The sequence below is a fragment of the Micromonospora sp. NPDC007220 genome, assembly GCF_040634035.1.
GTDB classification, from domain to species: domain Bacteria; phylum Actinomycetota; class Actinomycetes; order Mycobacteriales; family Micromonosporaceae; genus Micromonospora; species Micromonospora reichwaldensis.
In genome coordinates this window covers 271,612-287,930 of sequence record NZ_JBEYEU010000003.1, presented here as the reverse complement: position 1 = coordinate 287,930, position 16,319 = coordinate 271,612, and the positions used below count along the sequence as shown (strand labels likewise).

Annotated in this window: 18 protein-coding genes; 15 read left to right on the top strand and 3 right to left on the bottom strand. The window is 74.2% G+C overall.

What is annotated here, in order from left to right; genetic code table 11:
• Nucleotides 1–2: 2 nt before the first annotated feature.
• Both ABZ573_RS09685 and ABZ573_RS09680 read right to left on the bottom strand, forming a co-directional pair.
• Nucleotides 3–449, bottom strand: coding sequence for a ferritin-like domain-containing protein (locus tag ABZ573_RS09685; protein WP_151455949.1), 447 nt, complete (start codon nucleotides 447–449; stop codon nucleotides 3–5).
• The gene (locus ABZ573_RS09680) at nucleotides 446–895 is read right to left on the bottom strand and encodes a hypothetical protein (RefSeq protein ID WP_151455957.1); all 450 of its coding nucleotides are present in this window, start codon (nucleotides 893–895) and stop codon (nucleotides 446–448) included. Before ABZ573_RS09680 ends, ABZ573_RS09685 begins: the two co-directional genes overlap by 4 nt.
• Nucleotides 896–1,124: 229 nt before the next feature.
• Here ABZ573_RS09680 and rimP point away from each other — a divergent pair, with 229 nt between their 5' ends.
• From rimP to ABZ573_RS09635, 9 genes are all read left to right on the top strand, one after another.
• Entirely contained in the window at nucleotides 1,125–1,826 is a 702-nt protein-coding gene (rimP, locus tag ABZ573_RS09675; protein ID WP_151455948.1) for a ribosome maturation factor RimP, read from the top strand.
• The gene (gene nusA, locus ABZ573_RS09670) at nucleotides 1,823–2,866 is read left to right on the top strand and encodes a transcription termination factor NusA (protein WP_358117128.1); all 1,044 of its coding nucleotides are present in this window, start codon (nucleotides 1,823–1,825) and stop codon (nucleotides 2,864–2,866) included. The genes rimP and nusA overlap by 4 nt, the downstream gene beginning before the upstream one ends.
• A 16-nt stretch (nucleotides 2,867–2,882) precedes the next feature.
• Nucleotides 2,883–3,215: a YlxR family protein gene (locus ABZ573_RS09665; RefSeq protein ID WP_132232814.1), complete on the top strand. Its 333-nt coding sequence runs from the start codon at nucleotides 2,883–2,885 to the stop codon at nucleotides 3,213–3,215.
• A gap of 93 nt (nucleotides 3,216–3,308) precedes the next feature.
• Complete coding sequence (gene infB, locus ABZ573_RS09660) at nucleotides 3,309–6,323, top strand: translation initiation factor IF-2 (protein ID WP_327030808.1); 3,015 nt, start codon at nucleotides 3,309–3,311, stop codon at nucleotides 6,321–6,323.
• A gap of 87 nt (nucleotides 6,324–6,410) precedes the next feature.
• Nucleotides 6,411–6,704: a DUF503 domain-containing protein gene (locus ABZ573_RS09655; RefSeq protein WP_091620728.1), complete on the top strand. Its 294-nt coding sequence runs from the start codon at nucleotides 6,411–6,413 to the stop codon at nucleotides 6,702–6,704.
• A gap of 158 nt (nucleotides 6,705–6,862) precedes the next feature.
• Nucleotides 6,863–7,363, top strand: a complete 501-nt coding sequence (rbfA, locus tag ABZ573_RS09650) for a 30S ribosome-binding factor RbfA (protein WP_358117123.1) — start codon at nucleotides 6,863–6,865, stop codon at nucleotides 7,361–7,363.
• Nucleotides 7,360–8,442: a bifunctional oligoribonuclease/PAP phosphatase NrnA gene (locus ABZ573_RS09645; protein WP_327030809.1), complete on the top strand. Its 1,083-nt coding sequence runs from the start codon at nucleotides 7,360–7,362 to the stop codon at nucleotides 8,440–8,442. The genes rbfA and ABZ573_RS09645 overlap by 4 nt, the downstream gene beginning before the upstream one ends.
• An 87-nt stretch (nucleotides 8,443–8,529) precedes the next feature.
• The gene (locus tag ABZ573_RS09640; RefSeq protein WP_132232822.1) at nucleotides 8,530–8,937 is read left to right on the top strand and encodes a hypothetical protein; all 408 of its coding nucleotides are present in this window, start codon (nucleotides 8,530–8,532) and stop codon (nucleotides 8,935–8,937) included.
• A complete protein-coding gene (locus ABZ573_RS09635; RefSeq protein WP_192581395.1) occupies nucleotides 8,937–9,146 on the top strand; it encodes a DUF6186 family protein in 210 nt (69 codons plus the stop codon). The genes ABZ573_RS09640 and ABZ573_RS09635 overlap by 1 nt, the downstream gene beginning before the upstream one ends.
• A 1,181-nt stretch (nucleotides 9,147–10,327) precedes the next feature.
• Here the strand turns inward: ABZ573_RS09635 and ABZ573_RS09630 are convergent.
• On the bottom strand, nucleotides 10,328–10,957 hold the full coding sequence (locus tag ABZ573_RS09630) for a TetR/AcrR family transcriptional regulator (protein WP_358117120.1): 630 nt from the start codon (nucleotides 10,955–10,957) through the stop codon (nucleotides 10,328–10,330).
• A gap of 61 nt (nucleotides 10,958–11,018) precedes the next feature.
• On the opposite strand from ABZ573_RS09630, the gene ABZ573_RS09625 reads away from it, so the two are divergent.
• From ABZ573_RS09625 to ABZ573_RS09600, 6 genes are all read left to right on the top strand, one after another.
• Nucleotides 11,019–11,321, top strand: a complete 303-nt coding sequence (locus ABZ573_RS09625) for a hypothetical protein (protein WP_151454672.1) — start codon at nucleotides 11,019–11,021, stop codon at nucleotides 11,319–11,321.
• Nucleotides 11,318–12,301: an ATP-binding cassette domain-containing protein gene (locus ABZ573_RS09620; protein ID WP_358117117.1), complete on the top strand. Its 984-nt coding sequence runs from the start codon at nucleotides 11,318–11,320 to the stop codon at nucleotides 12,299–12,301. The genes ABZ573_RS09625 and ABZ573_RS09620 overlap by 4 nt, the downstream gene beginning before the upstream one ends.
• Entirely contained in the window at nucleotides 12,298–13,125 is an 828-nt protein-coding gene (locus ABZ573_RS09615; RefSeq protein ID WP_151454670.1) for an ABC transporter permease, read from the top strand. The genes ABZ573_RS09620 and ABZ573_RS09615 overlap by 4 nt, the downstream gene beginning before the upstream one ends.
• 73 nt (nucleotides 13,126–13,198) lie before the next feature.
• Nucleotides 13,199–13,762, top strand: a complete 564-nt coding sequence (locus tag ABZ573_RS09610; protein ID WP_358117113.1) for an SAM-dependent methyltransferase — start codon at nucleotides 13,199–13,201, stop codon at nucleotides 13,760–13,762.
• A 233-nt stretch (nucleotides 13,763–13,995) separates the two neighbouring features.
• Nucleotides 13,996–14,946 (top strand): DMT family transporter, encoded by a 951-nt coding sequence (locus ABZ573_RS09605; RefSeq protein WP_358117110.1) that lies wholly within the window; start codon nucleotides 13,996–13,998, stop codon nucleotides 14,944–14,946.
• Between the two features lie 46 nt (nucleotides 14,947–14,992).
• On the top strand, nucleotides 14,993–16,318 hold the full coding sequence (locus ABZ573_RS09600) for an MATE family efflux transporter (RefSeq protein ID WP_358117107.1): 1,326 nt from the start codon (nucleotides 14,993–14,995) through the stop codon (nucleotides 16,316–16,318).
• Nucleotide 16,319: the final 1 nt, after the last annotated feature.

The window sequence follows — 16,319 nt, the reverse complement described above, 5'->3', positions numbered from 1 at the left end:
GGTCAGGCGGGTCGGCCCGGGAACGGCACCGTCAGCGGGGTGATCCCGGCCGTCCGTCGCCAGCGGGTGGCCCGTACGGCGTACTCGACCAGGGCGGCCAGGGCCCTGTCCCGGTCGGCGCCGCTGGTGGCCGGCACCACCGCCCGCCAGAACGCGGCCGTGCGCTCCTCCACCTCGGCGGCCAGCCGCAGCGCGCTCGCCCGGTCGGTGACCGGGAACGGCAGCGTGTAGCCGGCCCGGTCCGGCGGGACGTTCCCGCCACCGGCGCTCAACTGCACGATCAGGTCGTCGCGGCGGCGCCGGTGCGCGGCCTCCGCCTCCTTCGCGGCGGTCCGGGCGGCGCCGGTGAGGCGTACCCCGATGGGCCCGTACGCCCAGATCGCGGCGTACTCGGCGGAGAGCACCGCGCCCAGCGCCCCGGCCGGCCCCGGCGGTGTGGGCGCGGTCACCTCAGCACCTCCACGTGCGTGGCCCGGGCGGCGGCGATCGAGGCGAGCAGCGCGGCCCGCTCCGCCGGCGCCGCCGCGCAGGCCCGGGTCGCCGCCTCCTGGGCGGCGCGTTCGTCCTCGCGCAGCGCGGCCCGTGCCGCCGCCGGGCCGCCCGGCGCGGCGGGCGTGGCCGCGGCGGACGCCGAGGGCAGCGGTACGCCGATGAGCCGGGCGAGTTCGGCCGCGTGCGCGCGGTGCGCCTCGGCGATCGGCGTGAGCAGGCCGGCGAGCGCGGGGTGCGCGGCGGCGGCGTCCCGGTGCCCGGCGGCGAGCCGGAGCGCCTCGTCGAGCAGCGGCGTGAGCGGATCCGGCCCGGGGGTGGGGTCGTCGTCGCGGCTCAGGAGGCCGCAACCGGTCAGCGGCGCCGCCGCTCCGCCGAGCGCCAGGAGCACCCCGGCGCGCAGCACCTTTCGCCGGGAATGCCCGGTTGCCTCGCCGCGTCGTGTCGTTCTGCCCGTCGCCACCGGACAAGTCAACACCATCACCGGCCGTACGTGGGCGACCGGCGTCGGTGCGCCGCCCGGCCCGCCGCGCGGCAGGCGCGTTACGCTCTGCGCAGCCACCGGCGCGTCAGCTCCGGTGGCGTGCCGGCATGGCGGCCGACCGGGTGCCGTCGATCAGCAGGAGGGTGCGGAGATGACGCAGCGTGGCCGTGCCACGAGGTCGACGGGTCCGGCGGGGAGACCCCGACGCGCCGACGCCCCACGGGGCGGGGAGCGTGCCGGCGGCCCGCGCGGCGACCTCGCCGCCCGGCGGGCCCGGCTGCGTGAGGTGATCGAGCCGGTGGTTGCCGGCGCCGGTTACGACCTGGAGGAACTCTCCGTCTCCCGCGCCGGCCGGCGGCACGTGGTGCGGGTGATCGTGGACGCCGACGGCGGGATCAACCTGGATGCCGTCGCCGAGGTCTCCCGGGCCGTCTCCGCGGCCCTCGACGCGGCCGAGGAGGCCTCCGGCGACCTCGTCGCCGGGGAGTACCAGCTGGAGGTCAGCTCCCCCGGCGTGGACCGGCCGCTCACCCTGCCCCGGCACTGGCGGCGCAACGTCGGCCGGCTGGTGAAGGTGACCGCCCGCGGCGCGGGCGCCCCGTCCGGCCAACCCGCCGGGCAGCCCACCGGCGACCGGCAGGTCACCGGCCGGGTGGTCGAGGCCGACGACGAGCGCGTGGTGCTGGAGACCGACGCCGGCCGCGCCACGTGGACGTACGCAGAGCTCGGCCCCGGCCGGGTGCAGGTCGAGTTCCACCGCCTCGACGAGATCGAGGAGACGGACGGACCCGACGACATGGACGACACCGACGACTTCGACGACGAAGATGATGTGGAGGACGAGGAGAGGTGAACATCGACCTCGCGGCGCTGCGCGCACTCGAGCGCGAGCGGGAGATCCCGTTCGACACGATCCTCGCGGCGATCGAGACCGCGCTGCTGACCGCCTACCGGCACACCGAGGGGGCGGAGTCGCACGCCCGGGTGGAGATCGACCGCAAGTCCGGCGCGGCCCTGGTCTACGCGCAGGAGCTGGACGACGACGGCACCGTCGTACGGGAGTGGGACGACACCCCGCACGACTTCGGTCGGATCGCCGCCATGACCGCCAAGCAGGTCATCCTCCAGCGACTGCGGGAGGCCACCGACGAGGTGCACTTCGGCGAGTACGTGGGCCGCGAGGGTGACCTGGTCACCGGCGTGGTGCAGGCGCACGAGACGCGCACCGAGAAGGGCATCGTCAGCGTCGACCTCGGCAAGCTGGAGGGCGTCCTGCCGCAGTCCGAGCAGGTGCCCGGCGAGCGCTACGCGCACGGCGAGCGGATCCGCTGCGTGGTGGTGCACGTGGCCAAGGGGATGCGCGGGCCGCAGATCACCCTCTCCCGGTCGCACCCGGCGCTGGTCAAGAAGCTCTTCGCGCTCGAGGTGCCGGAGATCGCCGACGGCACGGTCGAGATCGGCGCGATCGCACGTGAGGCGGGTCACCGTACGAAGATCGCGGTCCGCTCCACGACCCAGGGGGTCAACCCCAAGGGCGCCTGCATCGGCCCGATGGGGCAGCGGGTACGGGCCGTCATGAGCGAGCTGCACGGCGAGAAGATCGACATCATCGACTGGTCGGACGACCCGGCGACGTTCGTCGGCAACGCCCTGTCGCCGGCCAAGGCCCTGCGGGTCGAGGTGGTCGACCTGGCCACCCGCACCGCCCGGGTCACCGTCCCGGACTTCCAGCTCTCCCTCGCCATCGGCCGGGAGGGGCAGAACGCCCGACTTGCGGCCCGGTTGACCGGTTGGCGGATCGACATCCGGTCCGACGCCGAGCAGTCCGGTGCCGCCGGCCGGGGCGCAGCTGATCACGTCCCGGAGCCGGGCGGCGCGATCTCGGGCTCCTAGGGGTAGACTTTCTCCAGTGGTACGACGCGCGCTGCCGGAACGCACCTGTGTGGGTTGCCGGCGACGTGCGCCGGCCAGCGAATTGCTGCGGATCGTCGCGGTCGGCGACGAGGCTGGTCACAGCCTTCGGCCCGATCCGGCCCGCAGGCTGCCGGGTCGGGGAGCGAACATGCACCCGGATCCGGCCTGCTTCGCGCAAGCGGTGCGGCGACGCGCTTTCGGGCGTGCGCTGCGCCTCACCGGGGTCCCCGACCACGGTGAGCTTGCGGAGCACGTCGATGCGCCAACCACTACGTCCGGTCAGCCCGACCGGGCGAGGGTCGCTAGCAGGGTAGGACGACCGACATGAGCACACGATGAAGTCCCTGAAATGACCAGGCTTCAAGTGCACGAGTGAGGTCGCTGCGGGTGCTGCCCGCACGACCTCGGAGTGAGGAGTGCAGTGGCAGGTAAGGCCCGCGTACACGAGCTTGCAAAAGAGCTCGGGGTCGAAAGCAAGACCGTTCTCGCCAAGCTCAAGGAGATGGGCGAGTTCGTGAAGTCCGCGTCCAGCACCGTCGAGGCGCCCGTCGCCCGACGGCTGCGTAGCGCATTCGTCGCCGGCGCCGGTTCTCCGGCACCAGCCGCCCCACCGGCGGCCGCCCCGGCGCCGACCCCGACCCCGACCTCGACGCCCTCCCCGGCCCCCGGTGGGCCCCGGGTCTCGGCCAAGCCGATGCCGCCCCGGCGGCCGGCCGCGCCGGCGCCCGGTCCCAAGCCCAAGGGCCCGGTGCCCGGTCCGCCGCAGCCCGCGGCCCCGGTCGCCAAGCCGGCGAGTGCCCACGACATCGAGGTGGCGGCCGCCGAGGCGCGTGCCGCCGCGCTGAAGGCTGAGCAGGAGGCGGCGGTCAAGGCCGCCCAGGCCGCTCGGCAGCAGCAGCGTGAGAACGTCCGCCGGGAGCCCCCGGCGGACGGTGGCAACCGTCCCGGTCCCCGACCGGGGCCGGGTGCCATGCCGCCCCGCCCGGGTTCCCCGGCCGCCGGTCGTCCCGGCACGCCGGCACCGGGTCCGGGTGGTCGTCCGGGCGGGCGTCCGCCGGCGCGCGGCGCCGGTAACAACCCGTTCGGCATCCAGGGCAGCCAGCAGCAGCAGCGGCCTCCGGCCGCCGGTCCGGGTGGCCCCCGGCCCAGCCCGGCCGGCATGCCGCCGCGTCCGAGCCCGGCCTCCATGCCGCCCCGTCCGAGCCCGGCCTCCATGCCGAGCCAGCGTCCCGCTACCGGTCGCCCCGGCCCCGGTGGCGCCGGTCGCGGTCCCGGTGGCGGCGCGGGTCGTCCCGGTGGCGGCGGCGGTGGCGGTGGCTTCCGCGGCGGTCCCGGTGGCGGCGGCGGTGGCGGTGGCTTCCGCGGCGGTCCCGGTGGCGGCGGCGGTGGCGGTGGCTACCGTGGCGGTCCCGGTGGCGGCGGCGGTGCGCCGGGCGGCGGTTTCCGTCCGGGTGCTCCGGCCGGCGGCGGCGGTCGTCCGGGTGGTGGCGGTCGTGGCCGTGGCGGCGGCGCCGCGGGTGCCTTCGGGCGTCCGGGTGGCCGGCCGACGCGCGGTCGCAAGTCCAAGAAGCAGCGCAGACAGGAGTTCGACAACCTGTCGGCCCCGACCATGAGCTCGGGTGCCCCCCGGGGTCAGGGTCAGGTCGTCCGGCTCTCCCGTGGCGCCTCGCTGTCGGACTTCGCCGACAAGATCAACGCCAACCCGGGTTCGCTGGTCCAGGAGATGTTCAACCTGGGCGAGATGGTCACGGCGACCCAGTCGTGCTCCGACGACACCCTGCTCCTGCTGGGTGAGCACCTCGGCTTCAACGTGCAGATCGTCAGCCCGGAGGACGAGGACCGCGAGCTGCTCGCGCAGTTCAACATCGACCTCGACGCCGAGGTCGCGGAGGACCGCCTGGTCGACCGTGCGCCGGTCGTGACCGTCATGGGTCACGTCGACCACGGTAAGACCAAGCTGCTCGACGCGATCCGCAAGGCGAACGTCGTGGCCGGCGAGGCGGGTGGCATCACCCAGCACATCGGTGCCTACCAGGTCCACGTGCCGCACGAGGGCGAGGACCGCGCGGTGACCTTCATCGACACCCCGGGTCACGAGGCGTTCACCGCCATGCGTGCCCGTGGTGCCCAGGTCACCGACATCGTGGTGCTCGTCGTCGCGGCCGACGACGGTGTCATGCCGCAGACGATCGAGGCGTTGAACCACGCCAAGGCGGCCGACGTGCCGATCGTGGTGGCGGTCAACAAGGTCGACAAGCCGGAGGCGAACCCGGACAAGGTCCGCCAGCAGCTGACCGAGTACGGCCTCGTCGCCGAGGAGTACGGCGGCGACACCATGTTCGTCAACGTGGCGGCGAAGCCGGGCATCGGCATCGACGAGCTGCTCGAGGCGGTCCTGCTGACCGCCGACGCGTCGCTGGAGCTGACCGCTCCGATCGACGGGCCGGCGCAGGGTGTGGCCATCGAGGCGCACCTGGACAAGGGCCGCGGTGCGGTGGCGACGGTGCTGGTGCAGAAGGGCACCCTGCGGGCGGGCGACTCCATCGTCGCCGGTGGGGCGCACGGCCGGGTCCGGGCGATGCTCGACGAGAACGGCAACCAGGTCGCCGAGGCAGGTCCGGCCCGTCCGGTCCTGGTGCTCGGTCTGACCGCGGTGCCCGGTGCCGGCGACACGTTCCTGGCGGCCGAGGACGACCGCACGGTGCGCCAGATCGCCGAGCAGCGGCAGGCACGGCGGCGGGCGGCGTCGTTCGCCAACTCCCGCGGCCGGGCCACTCTCGAGACGCTCATGGAGCAGCTCAAGGAGGGCGAGAAGACCTCGCTCAACCTGGTGCTCAAGGGCGACGTCTCCGGTTCCGTGGAGGCCCTCGAGGACGCGCTGTTCAACCTCGACATCCCGGAGGAGGTCCAGCTCAGGATCATCCACCGGGGCGTGGGCGCGATCACCGAGAGCGACGTCATGCTCGCGAGCGCGTCGTCCGAACCGGTCACGATCATCGGTTTCAACGTGCGGGCCGCCAACAAGGTCCGCGAGATCGCCGACCGCGAGGCTGTGGAGATCCGGTACTACACCGTGATCTACCAGGCCATCGAGGAGATCGAGGCCGCGCTCAAGGGCCTGCTCAAGCCGGAGTACGAGGAGGTCGAGCTGGGCACCGCGGAGATCCGCGACGTCTTCCGCTCGTCCAAGATCGGCAACATCTCCGGTTGCATCGTCCGGTCGGGCATCATCCGGCGCAACGCCAAGGCACGCCTGCTGCGGGACGGGTCGGTGGTGGCGGACAACCTCACCGTCAGCTCGCTCAAGCGGTTCAAGGACGACGCCACGGAGGTGCGCGAGGGCTTCGAGTGTGGTCTGACCCTGGGTGGTTACAACAACGTCCAGGTCGGCGACGTCATCGAGACCTTCGAGATGCGGGAGAAGGTTCGCGCCTGATCCGCTGAACCACTGATCGAGGGGTTTGCGCCGAAAGGCGTAAACCCCTTGATCATGTGGGGGGTCGTGCGGGTATCGTCCGGGGCGATGTTCACCGGAACCGCGGTCTTCGACCTGCTGCTGCCGGGCGACTCCCGGTCGCTCAAGGCCAAGAGATCATATGTACGGCCGATCGTGGCGGCGCTGCGCCGTTTCGAGGTGTCGGCCGCCGAAGTCGGAGCGCTCGACCTGCACGGTCGGGCCGAGATCGCCGTGGCCGTGGTGGCCGCCGAGGCGTCGCACGTCCGCGAGGTGCTGGACTCCTGCGAGCGCCTGGTGGCCGGCCGGCCGGAGACCGAGTTGCTCTCGGTGCGCCGGCGGCTGCACGGCGAAGAGGACTGACCCGGCGGCACCTGTCCGCCGGGTGGCCGGGACGGTGCCGGCGGCGCGCGGTGCGGGTGGCCGCGCGGGTAGTGTTTCGAGTTGTTGGGCCGTCGGCTCCGGGGCGCTCCGCGTCGCCGGGCGGCGGCCGGGAGCGGTACGCCGTGGAGGTGGCGAAGATGTCGGATCCGGCCAAGGTACGCCGGCACGCGGAGCGGGTGCGTGAACTGGTGGCGTCGGTGGTGCGCAGCCAGATCAAGGATCCCCGGCTCGGCATGATCACCATCACCGACGCCCGGATCACCGCCGACCTGCGCGACGCGACCGTCTTCTACACGGTGCTCGGCGACGCGGCGGCCCAGGCGGGCACGGCGGCGGCGCTGGAGAGCGCCAAGGGCATGCTGCGCAGCACCGTCGGCAAGGCGCTCGGGCTGCGGCACTCGCCGACGCTGACCTTCGTCCTGGACGACGTGCAGGATCAGGTCAAGCACATCGACGACCTGCTCGCCCAGGCCCGCAACGCCGACGCCGAGGTGCAGCGCATCGCCGCCCGGGCCGAGTACGCGGGCGAGCCCCAGCCGTACCGGCTGGACGAGGACGAGGACGAGGACGCCGACGAGGCGCGCGACGCCGACGAGGACGCCGAGGAGACCCCGCCCCGGGGCGGGGACCCGCGGTGACCGAGCCCTCCGGCGGCACGACCGGTGGCGCCCTCGCCGAGGCGCCGCCACCGGTCGACTCCGGCCCGACCGAGGCGGATTGGGCCGCCGGCGTCGCGGCCGTACGGGATCTGCCGCCGGACGGGCGGGTGCTGCTGATCTGCCACGTCAACCCGGACGGGGACGCGCTGGGCAGCATGCTCGGCTTCGGGCTCGGGCTGCGGCGGCTGGGTGTGCGGCGGATGCAGGCGACCTTTCCCGGCCCGCCGGAGGTGCCGGAGCCGTTCCGGGGGCTGCCCGGGCTCGACCTGCTGGTACCGGCGACGGAGGCGTACCCGGACCCGGACCTGGTGATCTGCTTCGACGCGGCCAGCGAGTCGCGCCTCGGCGACCTGGTCGACCGGCTGGAGACCGCCGGCGCCGCGCTGGTGCTCGACCACCACGCGTCGAACACCCGCTTCGGCCGGATCAACCTGGTGGACCCGCACGCGGCGGCCACCTCGGTGGTCGCCGAGGGGCTGCTCGCCCGACTCGGCGTCCCGCTGGACGCCGGGATCGCGGAGTGTCTCTACGTCGCCCTGAGCACCGACACCGGCTCGTTCCGGTTCGAGGCGACCACCCCGGCGGTGCACCAGCTGGCGTCCCGCCTGCTGGCGACCGGCATCCGGCCCGGTGACATCTCCCGCCGGGTCTTCGACACCCGGCCGTTCGGCGCCGTCCGCCTCTTCGGCGAGGTGCTCGGCCGGGCCCGTCTGGAACCCGCCGGGGCCGCCGGGCACGGTCTGGTGTGGACGTACGCGACCCAGGACGACCTGGCCCGTCACGACCAGCGCCCGTACGTGCTGGAGGCGCTGATCGACTCGGTCCGGTGCACCGCCGAGGCCGACGTGAGCTGCGTGGTCAAGCAGACGCCGACCGGCGACTGGGCGGTGTCGATGCGCAGCAAGGGCGCGGTCGACGTCAGCCGGGTGGCGGTCGCGCTGGGCGGCGGTGGGCACCGCTTCGCCGCCGGCTTCACCGGTTCGGGGACGGTCGACGAGGTCGTCGACCGGATCCGCGCGGAGCTCGACGGCGCGCTGACCGGCCCCGGCCGGCTCTGATCGGAAGGGCCCGGCACTCCGAAGATCAGGGAGAGCTCGGGGAGTGTCCGTCTTCCCGGTTGCGGCGAGTACGGGGAGAATCGCGGGATGGAACAGCCCCACGACCTCACCGTCGAGGCGCCCCGCGCCTGGGACCGTCCCGCCGTCACCGTGCCGGTGCTCGTCTGCCTCTCGCTGGTCGGCGGCCGGTTCCCGTCCTTCTCGACCGAGGCCAATCTCTGGACCCTCGGCACCGGCGGGGTGCTGATCTGGTTGGGCCTGAGCAACCGGGTGCCCCGGCGGCCCGCGCCACGCCGGCTGGGCACCCCGGCGGCCTGGTGGGCCCTGCCGGTGGTGGTCTTCGGGGTCTTCGAGGGCACCACGTTCGTGCTGGCGGCGGGGGACGACTTTCCCACCTTCTCGCGGCTGGCCGATCCGCTGCTGGAGGACCAGCTGGTCCGCTCGGCGGTCTGGCTGGGCTGGCTGTCGGCGTTCTGGGGGCTGGTGCGGCGATGATGCGGATGCTGGCCATCGGGGGCTTCCTGGTTTCCCTGGTGCTCTTCGCCGCCGTCGAGTGGGCGGCCCGCCGCGAGGGCTCGCGGATCCCCACGATCGGCGAGGTCTGCGCCTACGTGATGCGCTACGAGGTGGGCCCGGTGCCGGTCGGCCGGATCGGCCTGTTCGGCTTCTGGTGGTGGCTGGGCTGGCACTTCCTGGCCCGCTGACCGCGCCACCGCATCCCGCCGGGACCCGTGACGCGCGCGGCTCCGGACGAACATGAGTCCAAATCGCGGGAACACCGGGCAGCATGTGGAACTGAACGATAGCTTGGGAATCGGCCGGCGTCGTGTGGCGGCGCTGGCCGTGGGCGGTGTCGCCGCACCCGGTGGCGCCTCCCTCCAGGGTCGGACCGACCCGGGCTCTCGCTGCCCACAGCCGCTCCGGTGACCCCGGACCGCTGCCGGGCGCGCAGCACGACCGCCCGTGAGGGCTGCCGCCGGTCGGCGGCCCACGCCCTGGAAGGGGACCACCATGCCGAGCAAGCCCAAGCCGCAGACCACCGACGAGGCCCGCGAGCAGATGCGCCGCGCGCTGCAGACCTCCATGGACACCCGTCAGTGACCGACGCCGACCGGCGGTGACGCCGCCGGCGTCCCGCGCCGACAGCGTCACCGCCCATCCGGCTCCGGTCGCGGCCGTCCGCCGCCCCCGGCCCGCGAGCGGCTTCCCGCCCGGCCCAACGGTAGGTCGGACAACTGCGCCGGTGCGCCCGCCGCCCGTCGGCCCCGGAATCGCGCAGCTCGGCCGTCACGGTCCCCGCGTGCGCCGGTAGGAGCACCCTGTCCCGCGAGGTCGCCCGCCGGCTCGGCCTTCCACTGATCCACCAGGACCGGCAGTACCGGCAGCCCGGCTCGCTTCCACAGATTCACCAGAACCGGCAGTGCTGGCAACCCGGCTGGGTGGCCCAGGGCGACGCCCGCTGGCGGGCCACGGTCGCCGAACCCGCCGACCGGCCGGCGTAGGTGCTGGACGGCGACCACGAGGCACGCCCGGACTCCGACTGCCCCGTGCCGACCTGCTCGTCTTTCGCGACCTCGGCCGGCTGCTCTGCCTCGGCCGGCTGCTCTGCCGCCGCCGGGCGCAACGCGCCACGGGCCGTCCCGACCGCCCGCAGGCTGGCCGGAGACGACCGACGTCGAGTTCCTCCGGTACGTGTGGCGCTGTCCCCGCCGGTCCCGTCCGCAGCTGCTCACCGCGATCGCCACACACTCGCCGGCGCTCCCGGCTCTGCACCCGCGCCGAGGCGCGCCCGCTGGCTCGACCCCCTACCCCCGGCCTGAGCGTCCGCGTCTCCGGCTTGGTCGTCCAGCCTCCCGGCCCGAGTGTCCGCGTCTCCGGCCCGGCGTCAGTCGCAGAGCTGTGCGCGCAGCGTGTCGTGGGCCCACTGTTGCCAGCGTTCCGGCGTCCATCCCCGGTCGCGGACGAAGAGGAGATACAGCTCGGGACTCAGCAGCCCGAAGAGCACGTCGGCGGCGTCCTCGACGGAGAGCCGCGCCCGGGCTCCGGGTTTGGCCAGGAGGCTGCGCGCCGCGGCGGTCTGGACCTCGAGGCGCGGATCGCTGTCCTGCTGCCACAGGCCGGCCAGGCTCGGGTCCTGCCCGCCGGCGGCACGCAGGACGCCCATGATCGGCGCGACCCGCTGGAGCACCTCGCAGGTGCCGCGCACGTGCGCCCGTAGCTGCGCCTCTGCGGTGTCGGCCGCGACGGCGTCGAGGAACCAGGCTCGCTGCAACGTGGGAACCGGTTCGTCGTCGCCGGCGATGGTGACGTCGACCAGTTCCTTGAGCAGCGAGGGCTTGTTGCCGAAGGCGAAGTAGATGGTCTGCACGGAGACGCCGGCGCGCTCGGCGACGCCCTGCAGGGTCGTCGCCCCGTAACCCTGGTCGACGAACAGTTCGTACGCGGCCTGGAGGATCCGTCGCCGGGTCTGCCGCGACCGCTCGCCCTTCTTGCCGGCGCTCTTGACCAGTTGCATGGCCTTACTGTAACACTAGAGTCGCACTCTAAAAACCAGCTCTAGAGGAAGGCTCAAGGGTATGACTCTCATCCGGACGACCAGGTTCACGGCCGAGCCGGCCGACGCCGACACCGTGCTGGCGCGGCGCGCGAAGCTCCTCGAGGCGATCCGGGCGGCGTACGACGGCCCGACCGAGACCCGACTGGTCCGCGTCGACGAGCGGACCTGGGTGGACATGTGGCGGTGGGACTCGCCCGAGACCCTGCGGGCGGCGCTCGCGGGCGCCCCGGGCCTGCCGGAGGCCGCCGCGGCGTTCGCCGTCGCCCGCGACGTCACCGCCGAGCAGGGCGACCTGGTCGACGAGGACGTCTGGGCCCGATGACGTCCTCCAGCCACCTGGCCGTCGAAGCCTCGGGCCTGGTGAAGACCTTCGGCGCGACGCGGGCCGTCGACGGCATCGACCTGAGCATCCCCGCCGGCTCGGTGTACGGGTTCCTCGGTCCCAACGGCGCCGGCAAGACGACCACCATCCGCATGCTGGCCACGCTGCTGCGCCCCGACGCGGGCACCGCATCGGTGTTCGGCCACGACGTGGTCCGCGACGCCGTCGCGGTACGCGACCGGATCGGCCTGACCGGCCAGTACGCCTCGCTCGACGAGGGCCTCACCGCCCGCGAGAACCTCGTCCTGCTCGGCCGGCTGCACGGCCACCGCCCGGGGGACGCCGCGAGCCGGGCCGAGGAACTGCTGGCCGCGTTCGCCCTGGCCGGGGCGGCCGACCGGCTGGTCAGGACGTACTCCGGCGGCATGCGGCGCCGGCTGGACATCGCCGCCGGCCTCGTCGTGACGCCCGACCTGCTGTTCCTGGACGAACCCACCACCGGGCTCGACCCGCGCAGCCGCAGCGACGTGTGGGGCGTCGTGCGGGCGCTCGTCGCCGAGGGCACCACGGTCCTGCTGACCACCCAGTACCTCGACGAGGCGGACCAGTTGGCCGACCGCATCGCCGTCATCGACCACGGCGCCGTCGTCGCCGAGGGCGCCAGCAGCGAACTCAAGGCGTCGGTCGGCGGCGGGACGCTGCACGTGCGGCTGGCCGACCCGGACGACCGGGTCACCGCCGACCGGCTGCTGACCGAGGCGCTCGGCGGGCCCGTGACGCCGGCCCTCGATCTCGCGGCCCTGACCGTCCAGGTGCCGACGGACACCGGTGCGGCGCTACGCGCGCTGACCGAGCTGGCACGGGCCCGGATCACGGTGACCGAGTTCGGTCTCGGGCAGCCGAGCCTGGACGAGGTGTTCCTGGCGCTGACGGGCCACCCGAGCACCGTGGACGCGGCCGCGAGGGGGAAGACCGGATGACCGCGCCCGTCGCCGTCGCCGCCGCCCGGCCGTCGCCCGGGGCGCTCGCCAGGCGTCCACGTCCTGCCCGGGCGGGCACGCTGAGCACCTGCCTGACGTTCGGCCGACGGGCCCTGCTGAAGATCAGGCGTACCCCTGTCCAACTCTTCGACGTCGCCGTCCATCCGGTGGTGTTCACCGTGATGTTCACGTACCTGTTCGGCGGCGCGGTCGGCGGCTCGACCGGCAGGTACGTCGGCTACCTGGTCCCGGGGATTCTCGTCATGACGCTCCTGGTGACCACCGCCACCACCGGTGCCGCTCTGAGCGTCGACGTCGCCAGCGGCGTCTACGACCGGTTCCGCACGCTCTCGATCCGGCCCGTCGCCCCGCTCGTCGGGGCCCTCCTCGGCGACGTGGTGCGCTACCTGCTCGCCTCGGCGGTGGTCGTGGGGCTCGGCCTCGCGCTCGGTTTCCGCCCGGGCGGCGGCGTCGTCGGTGTGGCCGCCGCCGTGCTGCTCGTCGTGGCCTTCAGCGTGAGCCTGTCCTGGGTGTGGACGGCGCTGGCGTTGCTCATGCGCTCGCCGGGTGCCGTGCTCGGGGTGACCCAGGCCGTGCTGTATCCGCTCTCCTTCTTCAGCAACGTCTTCATCACCCCGGCGACCCTGCCCGGGCCGCTGCGCGCCTTCGTCGACGTCAACCCGGTCACCCACCTGGTGACCGCCGCCCGGGAACTCATGGCCGGGGCCCTGCCCGGCCGGCAGATCGGCTGGATCCTCGTCGCCTGCGTCGCCCTGACGGCGGTCTTCGCGCCACTGTCGGTACGCCTGCTCCGCACCAGATGATCCGCGCGGGCGAGAACGCCGCACGGTCTGCGGCGTTCTCTCCCGCGCGCCAACCCGAACCGGAAGGCCGTCGATGACCGACCCGAAGAAGACCGACGAGTGTCTCGCGACCGGGGCGACGATCCCCGTGACCCCGATCGGGCGGGTTCACAACGGGCGGGTGGACGCGGGCGAGTCGGACCACTGGGGCGACGTGGTGAGCACCATCGTGGTCGAGCCGCGCTTCGGGGAGGCATGTCTCACCGGGCTCGCCGACTTCTCCCACGTGGAGGTGGTCTTCTTCTTCGACCGCCTCGCCGAACGGGAGGACTACCGGCCGCTGTCGCGGCCTCGCGGCCGGGTCGACCTGCCCGAGGTCGGGGTGTTCGCCGACCGCGGTCCGCGACGGCCCAACCGGATCGGTTGCACCGTCTGCGAAGTCGTCTCGGCAGGCGGCCGAAAGCTGCGGGTACGGGGACTGGACGCGGTCGACGGCACGCCGGTCCTCGACGTCAAGCCGGTGATGCGGCAGTTCCTCCCGGAAGGTGTCCGGCAACCGGAGTGGGTCGACCGCCTGATGGCGGAGTACTTCGGCGGCCAGCCCGAGCCGCCGACGGGCACCGAAACCCCGGGGCACGCCGGGACGGTGCTGCGCTAGGGTGCGGGCATGAGGCCGTTCCAGGGCGTTCTGCCCCCGCCGCGCTCCTGACCGGAGCGCCCCACCACCGGTCGCGTCCCCGCGTGCGGCGACTGCGGCCGGTCCTCCGCACGGCGGCCCGCCTGACCGGGGCCGCAGAACCCAGGTGGTAACGCCTGCCTCTTCTTCGTCGTGCGTGCGCTCCGACAGACGTCGTCCCCTGTCAGCGTCTCGATCCGCCCTGGAGCGCACCTGTGTCCCGAACGTCTCTGTCTGGCCTCTCCGCGTCCCCGTCCATTCCGCACCCGCGCCGCGGCCCGGCCGGCGTACGCCGAGGGCTGCTGTACGTCACCGGCGCCGCCGTGCTCTGGGGCACCACCGGCGTCGCCGTGCAGCTCGTCCGCGAGTCCACCACGCTCACCCCGACGGCCATCGGGTTCCACCGTCTCGCCATCGGCGCGCTGGTGCTGGTCGCCCTGCTCGCGCGCCGCCTCGGGCCGGTGCTCGCGGCGCTGCGGTCGGAACCGGTCGCCCTCGTCGGCGTCGGGATCGGGCTCGGGGGCTACCAGGCGTTGTACTTCCTCGCCGTCGCGTCGGGCGGCGTCGGGGTGGCCACCGTGGTCAGCCTGGGGCTCGCCCCGGTCCTCATCTTCGGCTGGGAGTCGCTGCGCGCGCGGCGGCTGCCCGGGCGGACGATGCTGGGTGCCCTGGTGGCGGGCGTCCTCGGCCTCGTGCTGATCACGGTGTCGGTCGGGGAGCCGGGCACGACCGCGCCGCGGCCGCTGCTCGGGCTGCTCGCGGCGGTCGGCTCGGGGGTGGGCTACGCCGCCAGCACGGTGCTGAGCCGGCACGCCGCACAGCGCGTCGCGCCGATGACGCTCACCACCGTGTCGGCGGCGGTCGGCGCGTTGGCGCTGGCCCCGATCGCGCTGGCCGAGGGGATCAGCGTCCCGGCCCGGCTCGCGCCGATCGGCCTGCTGCTCCACCTCGGGGTGGTCACCACGGCGGTGGCGTACGCCCTGTTCTACGCCGGGTTGCGCAGCATCACCGGCAGCGCCGCCGCGCTGGCCACCCTGGCGGAGCCGCTCACCGCCGTGCTGCTCGCGGGCTGGATCGTGGGTGAGTCGCTGCCCGTGCCGGTGCTCGTCGGGGGAGTGCTCCTGCTCGGTGCGGTGACCGTCGCCCACCTCTCTCCTGGTAAGTAACCATGCCGCTTGCGATCCTTACCTGGCCGTGCCAGGATCGGCGGCGATGAGCCAATCCGTCGCCTTTGAAACCCGCGCCGTCGCGCCCCGCCGGATCGCCGCGCTGGCACTGCCGGCGCTGGTGGTGCTGGCCGCCGAACCGATCTACGTGCTCGTGGACACGGCGGTGGTGGGGCACCTCGGCCGGGTGCCGCTGGCCGCCCTCGCCGTCGGCGGCACGGTGCTGACGCTCATCGCCTGGCTCGGCACGGTGGTCGCGTACGGCACCACGGGGCGGTCGGCCCGACGGTTCGGGGCGGGCGACCGGGGGTCCGCCGTCGCCGAGGGCGTGCAGGCGTCCTGGTTGGCCCTCGGGGTGGGGGTGCTGGTCGCGCTCGGCATGCAGATCGGCGGCGGGGCGTTGGCGCGTACCCTCGCCGGAGGCCCCGGCGAGGTGGCCGACGCCGCCGCGCAGTGGCTGCGGGTCGCGGCGCTCGGCGCGCCCGGGCTCCTGCTCGCCGCCGCCGGCAACGGCTGGCTGCGCGGCGTGCAGGACATGCGCCGCCCGCTGATGTTCGTGCTCGGCCCGAACGTGCTCTCCGCCGTGCTCTGCCCGGTGCTGGTCTACCCGGCCGGGCTCGGACTGGTCGGCTCCGCCGTGGCCAACGTGATCGCGCAGAGCATCGGCGGGGTGCTCTTCGCCGGGGCGCTGGTCGCCGAACGGGTCTCGCTGCGCCCCCGCCCGAGGCTGATCGGGCAGCAGTTGGCGCTCAGCCGGGACCTGCTGATCCGGGGCGTCGCGTTCCAGGCCAGCTTCCTCTCCGCCACCGCCGTCGCCGCCCGCTTCGGGGCCGCCGCCGTCGGCGCGCACCAGATCGCCCTGCAACTGTGGTTCTTCACCGCCCTGGTGCTCGACGCGCTCGCCATCGCCGCCCAGTCCCTGATCGGCGCCGCCCTCGGGGCCGGCGAGGACGCCGCGGCCCGGCACCTGGCCCGCCGGATCGCGCTGCTCGGCGGCGCCTGCGGCGTGGCGTTCGCCGTGCTCGTCGCCGCCGGCGCCGGCGTGGTCCCCGGCTGGTTCAGCTCCGATCCGCAGGTACGCGAGCAGGCCATGCTCGCCTGGCCGTGGTTCGTGGCGATGCTGCCGCTGGCCGGTGTCGTGTTCGCCCTCGACGGCGTGCTGATCGGCGCGGGCGACGTCCGCTACCTGCGCAACCTCACCCTCCTGGCCGCGCTCGGCGGCTTCCTGCCCGCCATCTGGCTGGCGTACGGGCTCGACCTCGGCCTCGGCGGCATCTGGGCGGGCCTCACGCTCTTCGTGGTGCTCCGGCTGGTGGCCCTGCTGCTGCGGCTGCGCTCCGGGGCCTGGGCCGTGGTCGGCGCGGTGCGCTGAG

Excerpts from the sequence above, each read along its gene's own strand:
- rimP (WP_151455948.1), top strand. The coding sequence starts at position 1,125 with ATGACGCAGCGTGGCCGTGCCACGAGGTCGACGGGTCCGGCGGGGAGA.
- ABZ573_RS09655 (WP_091620728.1), top strand. The coding sequence starts at position 6,411 with ATGTTCACCGGAACCGCGGTCTTCGACCTGCTGCTGCCGGGCGACTCC.
- rbfA (WP_358117123.1), top strand. The coding sequence starts at position 6,863 with ATGTCGGATCCGGCCAAGGTACGCCGGCACGCGGAGCGGGTGCGTGAA.
- ABZ573_RS09640 (WP_132232822.1), top strand. The coding sequence starts at position 8,530 with ATGGAACAGCCCCACGACCTCACCGTCGAGGCGCCCCGCGCCTGGGAC.
- ABZ573_RS09635 (WP_192581395.1), top strand. The coding sequence starts at position 8,937 with ATGCGGATGCTGGCCATCGGGGGCTTCCTGGTTTCCCTGGTGCTCTTC.
- ABZ573_RS09630 (WP_358117120.1), bottom strand. The coding sequence starts at position 10,957 with ATGCAACTGGTCAAGAGCGCCGGCAAGAAGGGCGAGCGGTCGCGGCAG.
- ABZ573_RS09625 (WP_151454672.1), top strand. The coding sequence starts at position 11,019 with ATGACTCTCATCCGGACGACCAGGTTCACGGCCGAGCCGGCCGACGCC.
- ABZ573_RS09620 (WP_358117117.1), top strand. The coding sequence starts at position 11,318 with ATGACGTCCTCCAGCCACCTGGCCGTCGAAGCCTCGGGCCTGGTGAAG.
- ABZ573_RS09615 (WP_151454670.1), top strand. The coding sequence starts at position 12,298 with ATGACCGCGCCCGTCGCCGTCGCCGCCGCCCGGCCGTCGCCCGGGGCG.
- ABZ573_RS09610 (WP_358117113.1), top strand. The coding sequence starts at position 13,199 with ATGACCGACCCGAAGAAGACCGACGAGTGTCTCGCGACCGGGGCGACG.
- ABZ573_RS09600 (WP_358117107.1), top strand. The coding sequence starts at position 14,993 with ATGAGCCAATCCGTCGCCTTTGAAACCCGCGCCGTCGCGCCCCGCCGG.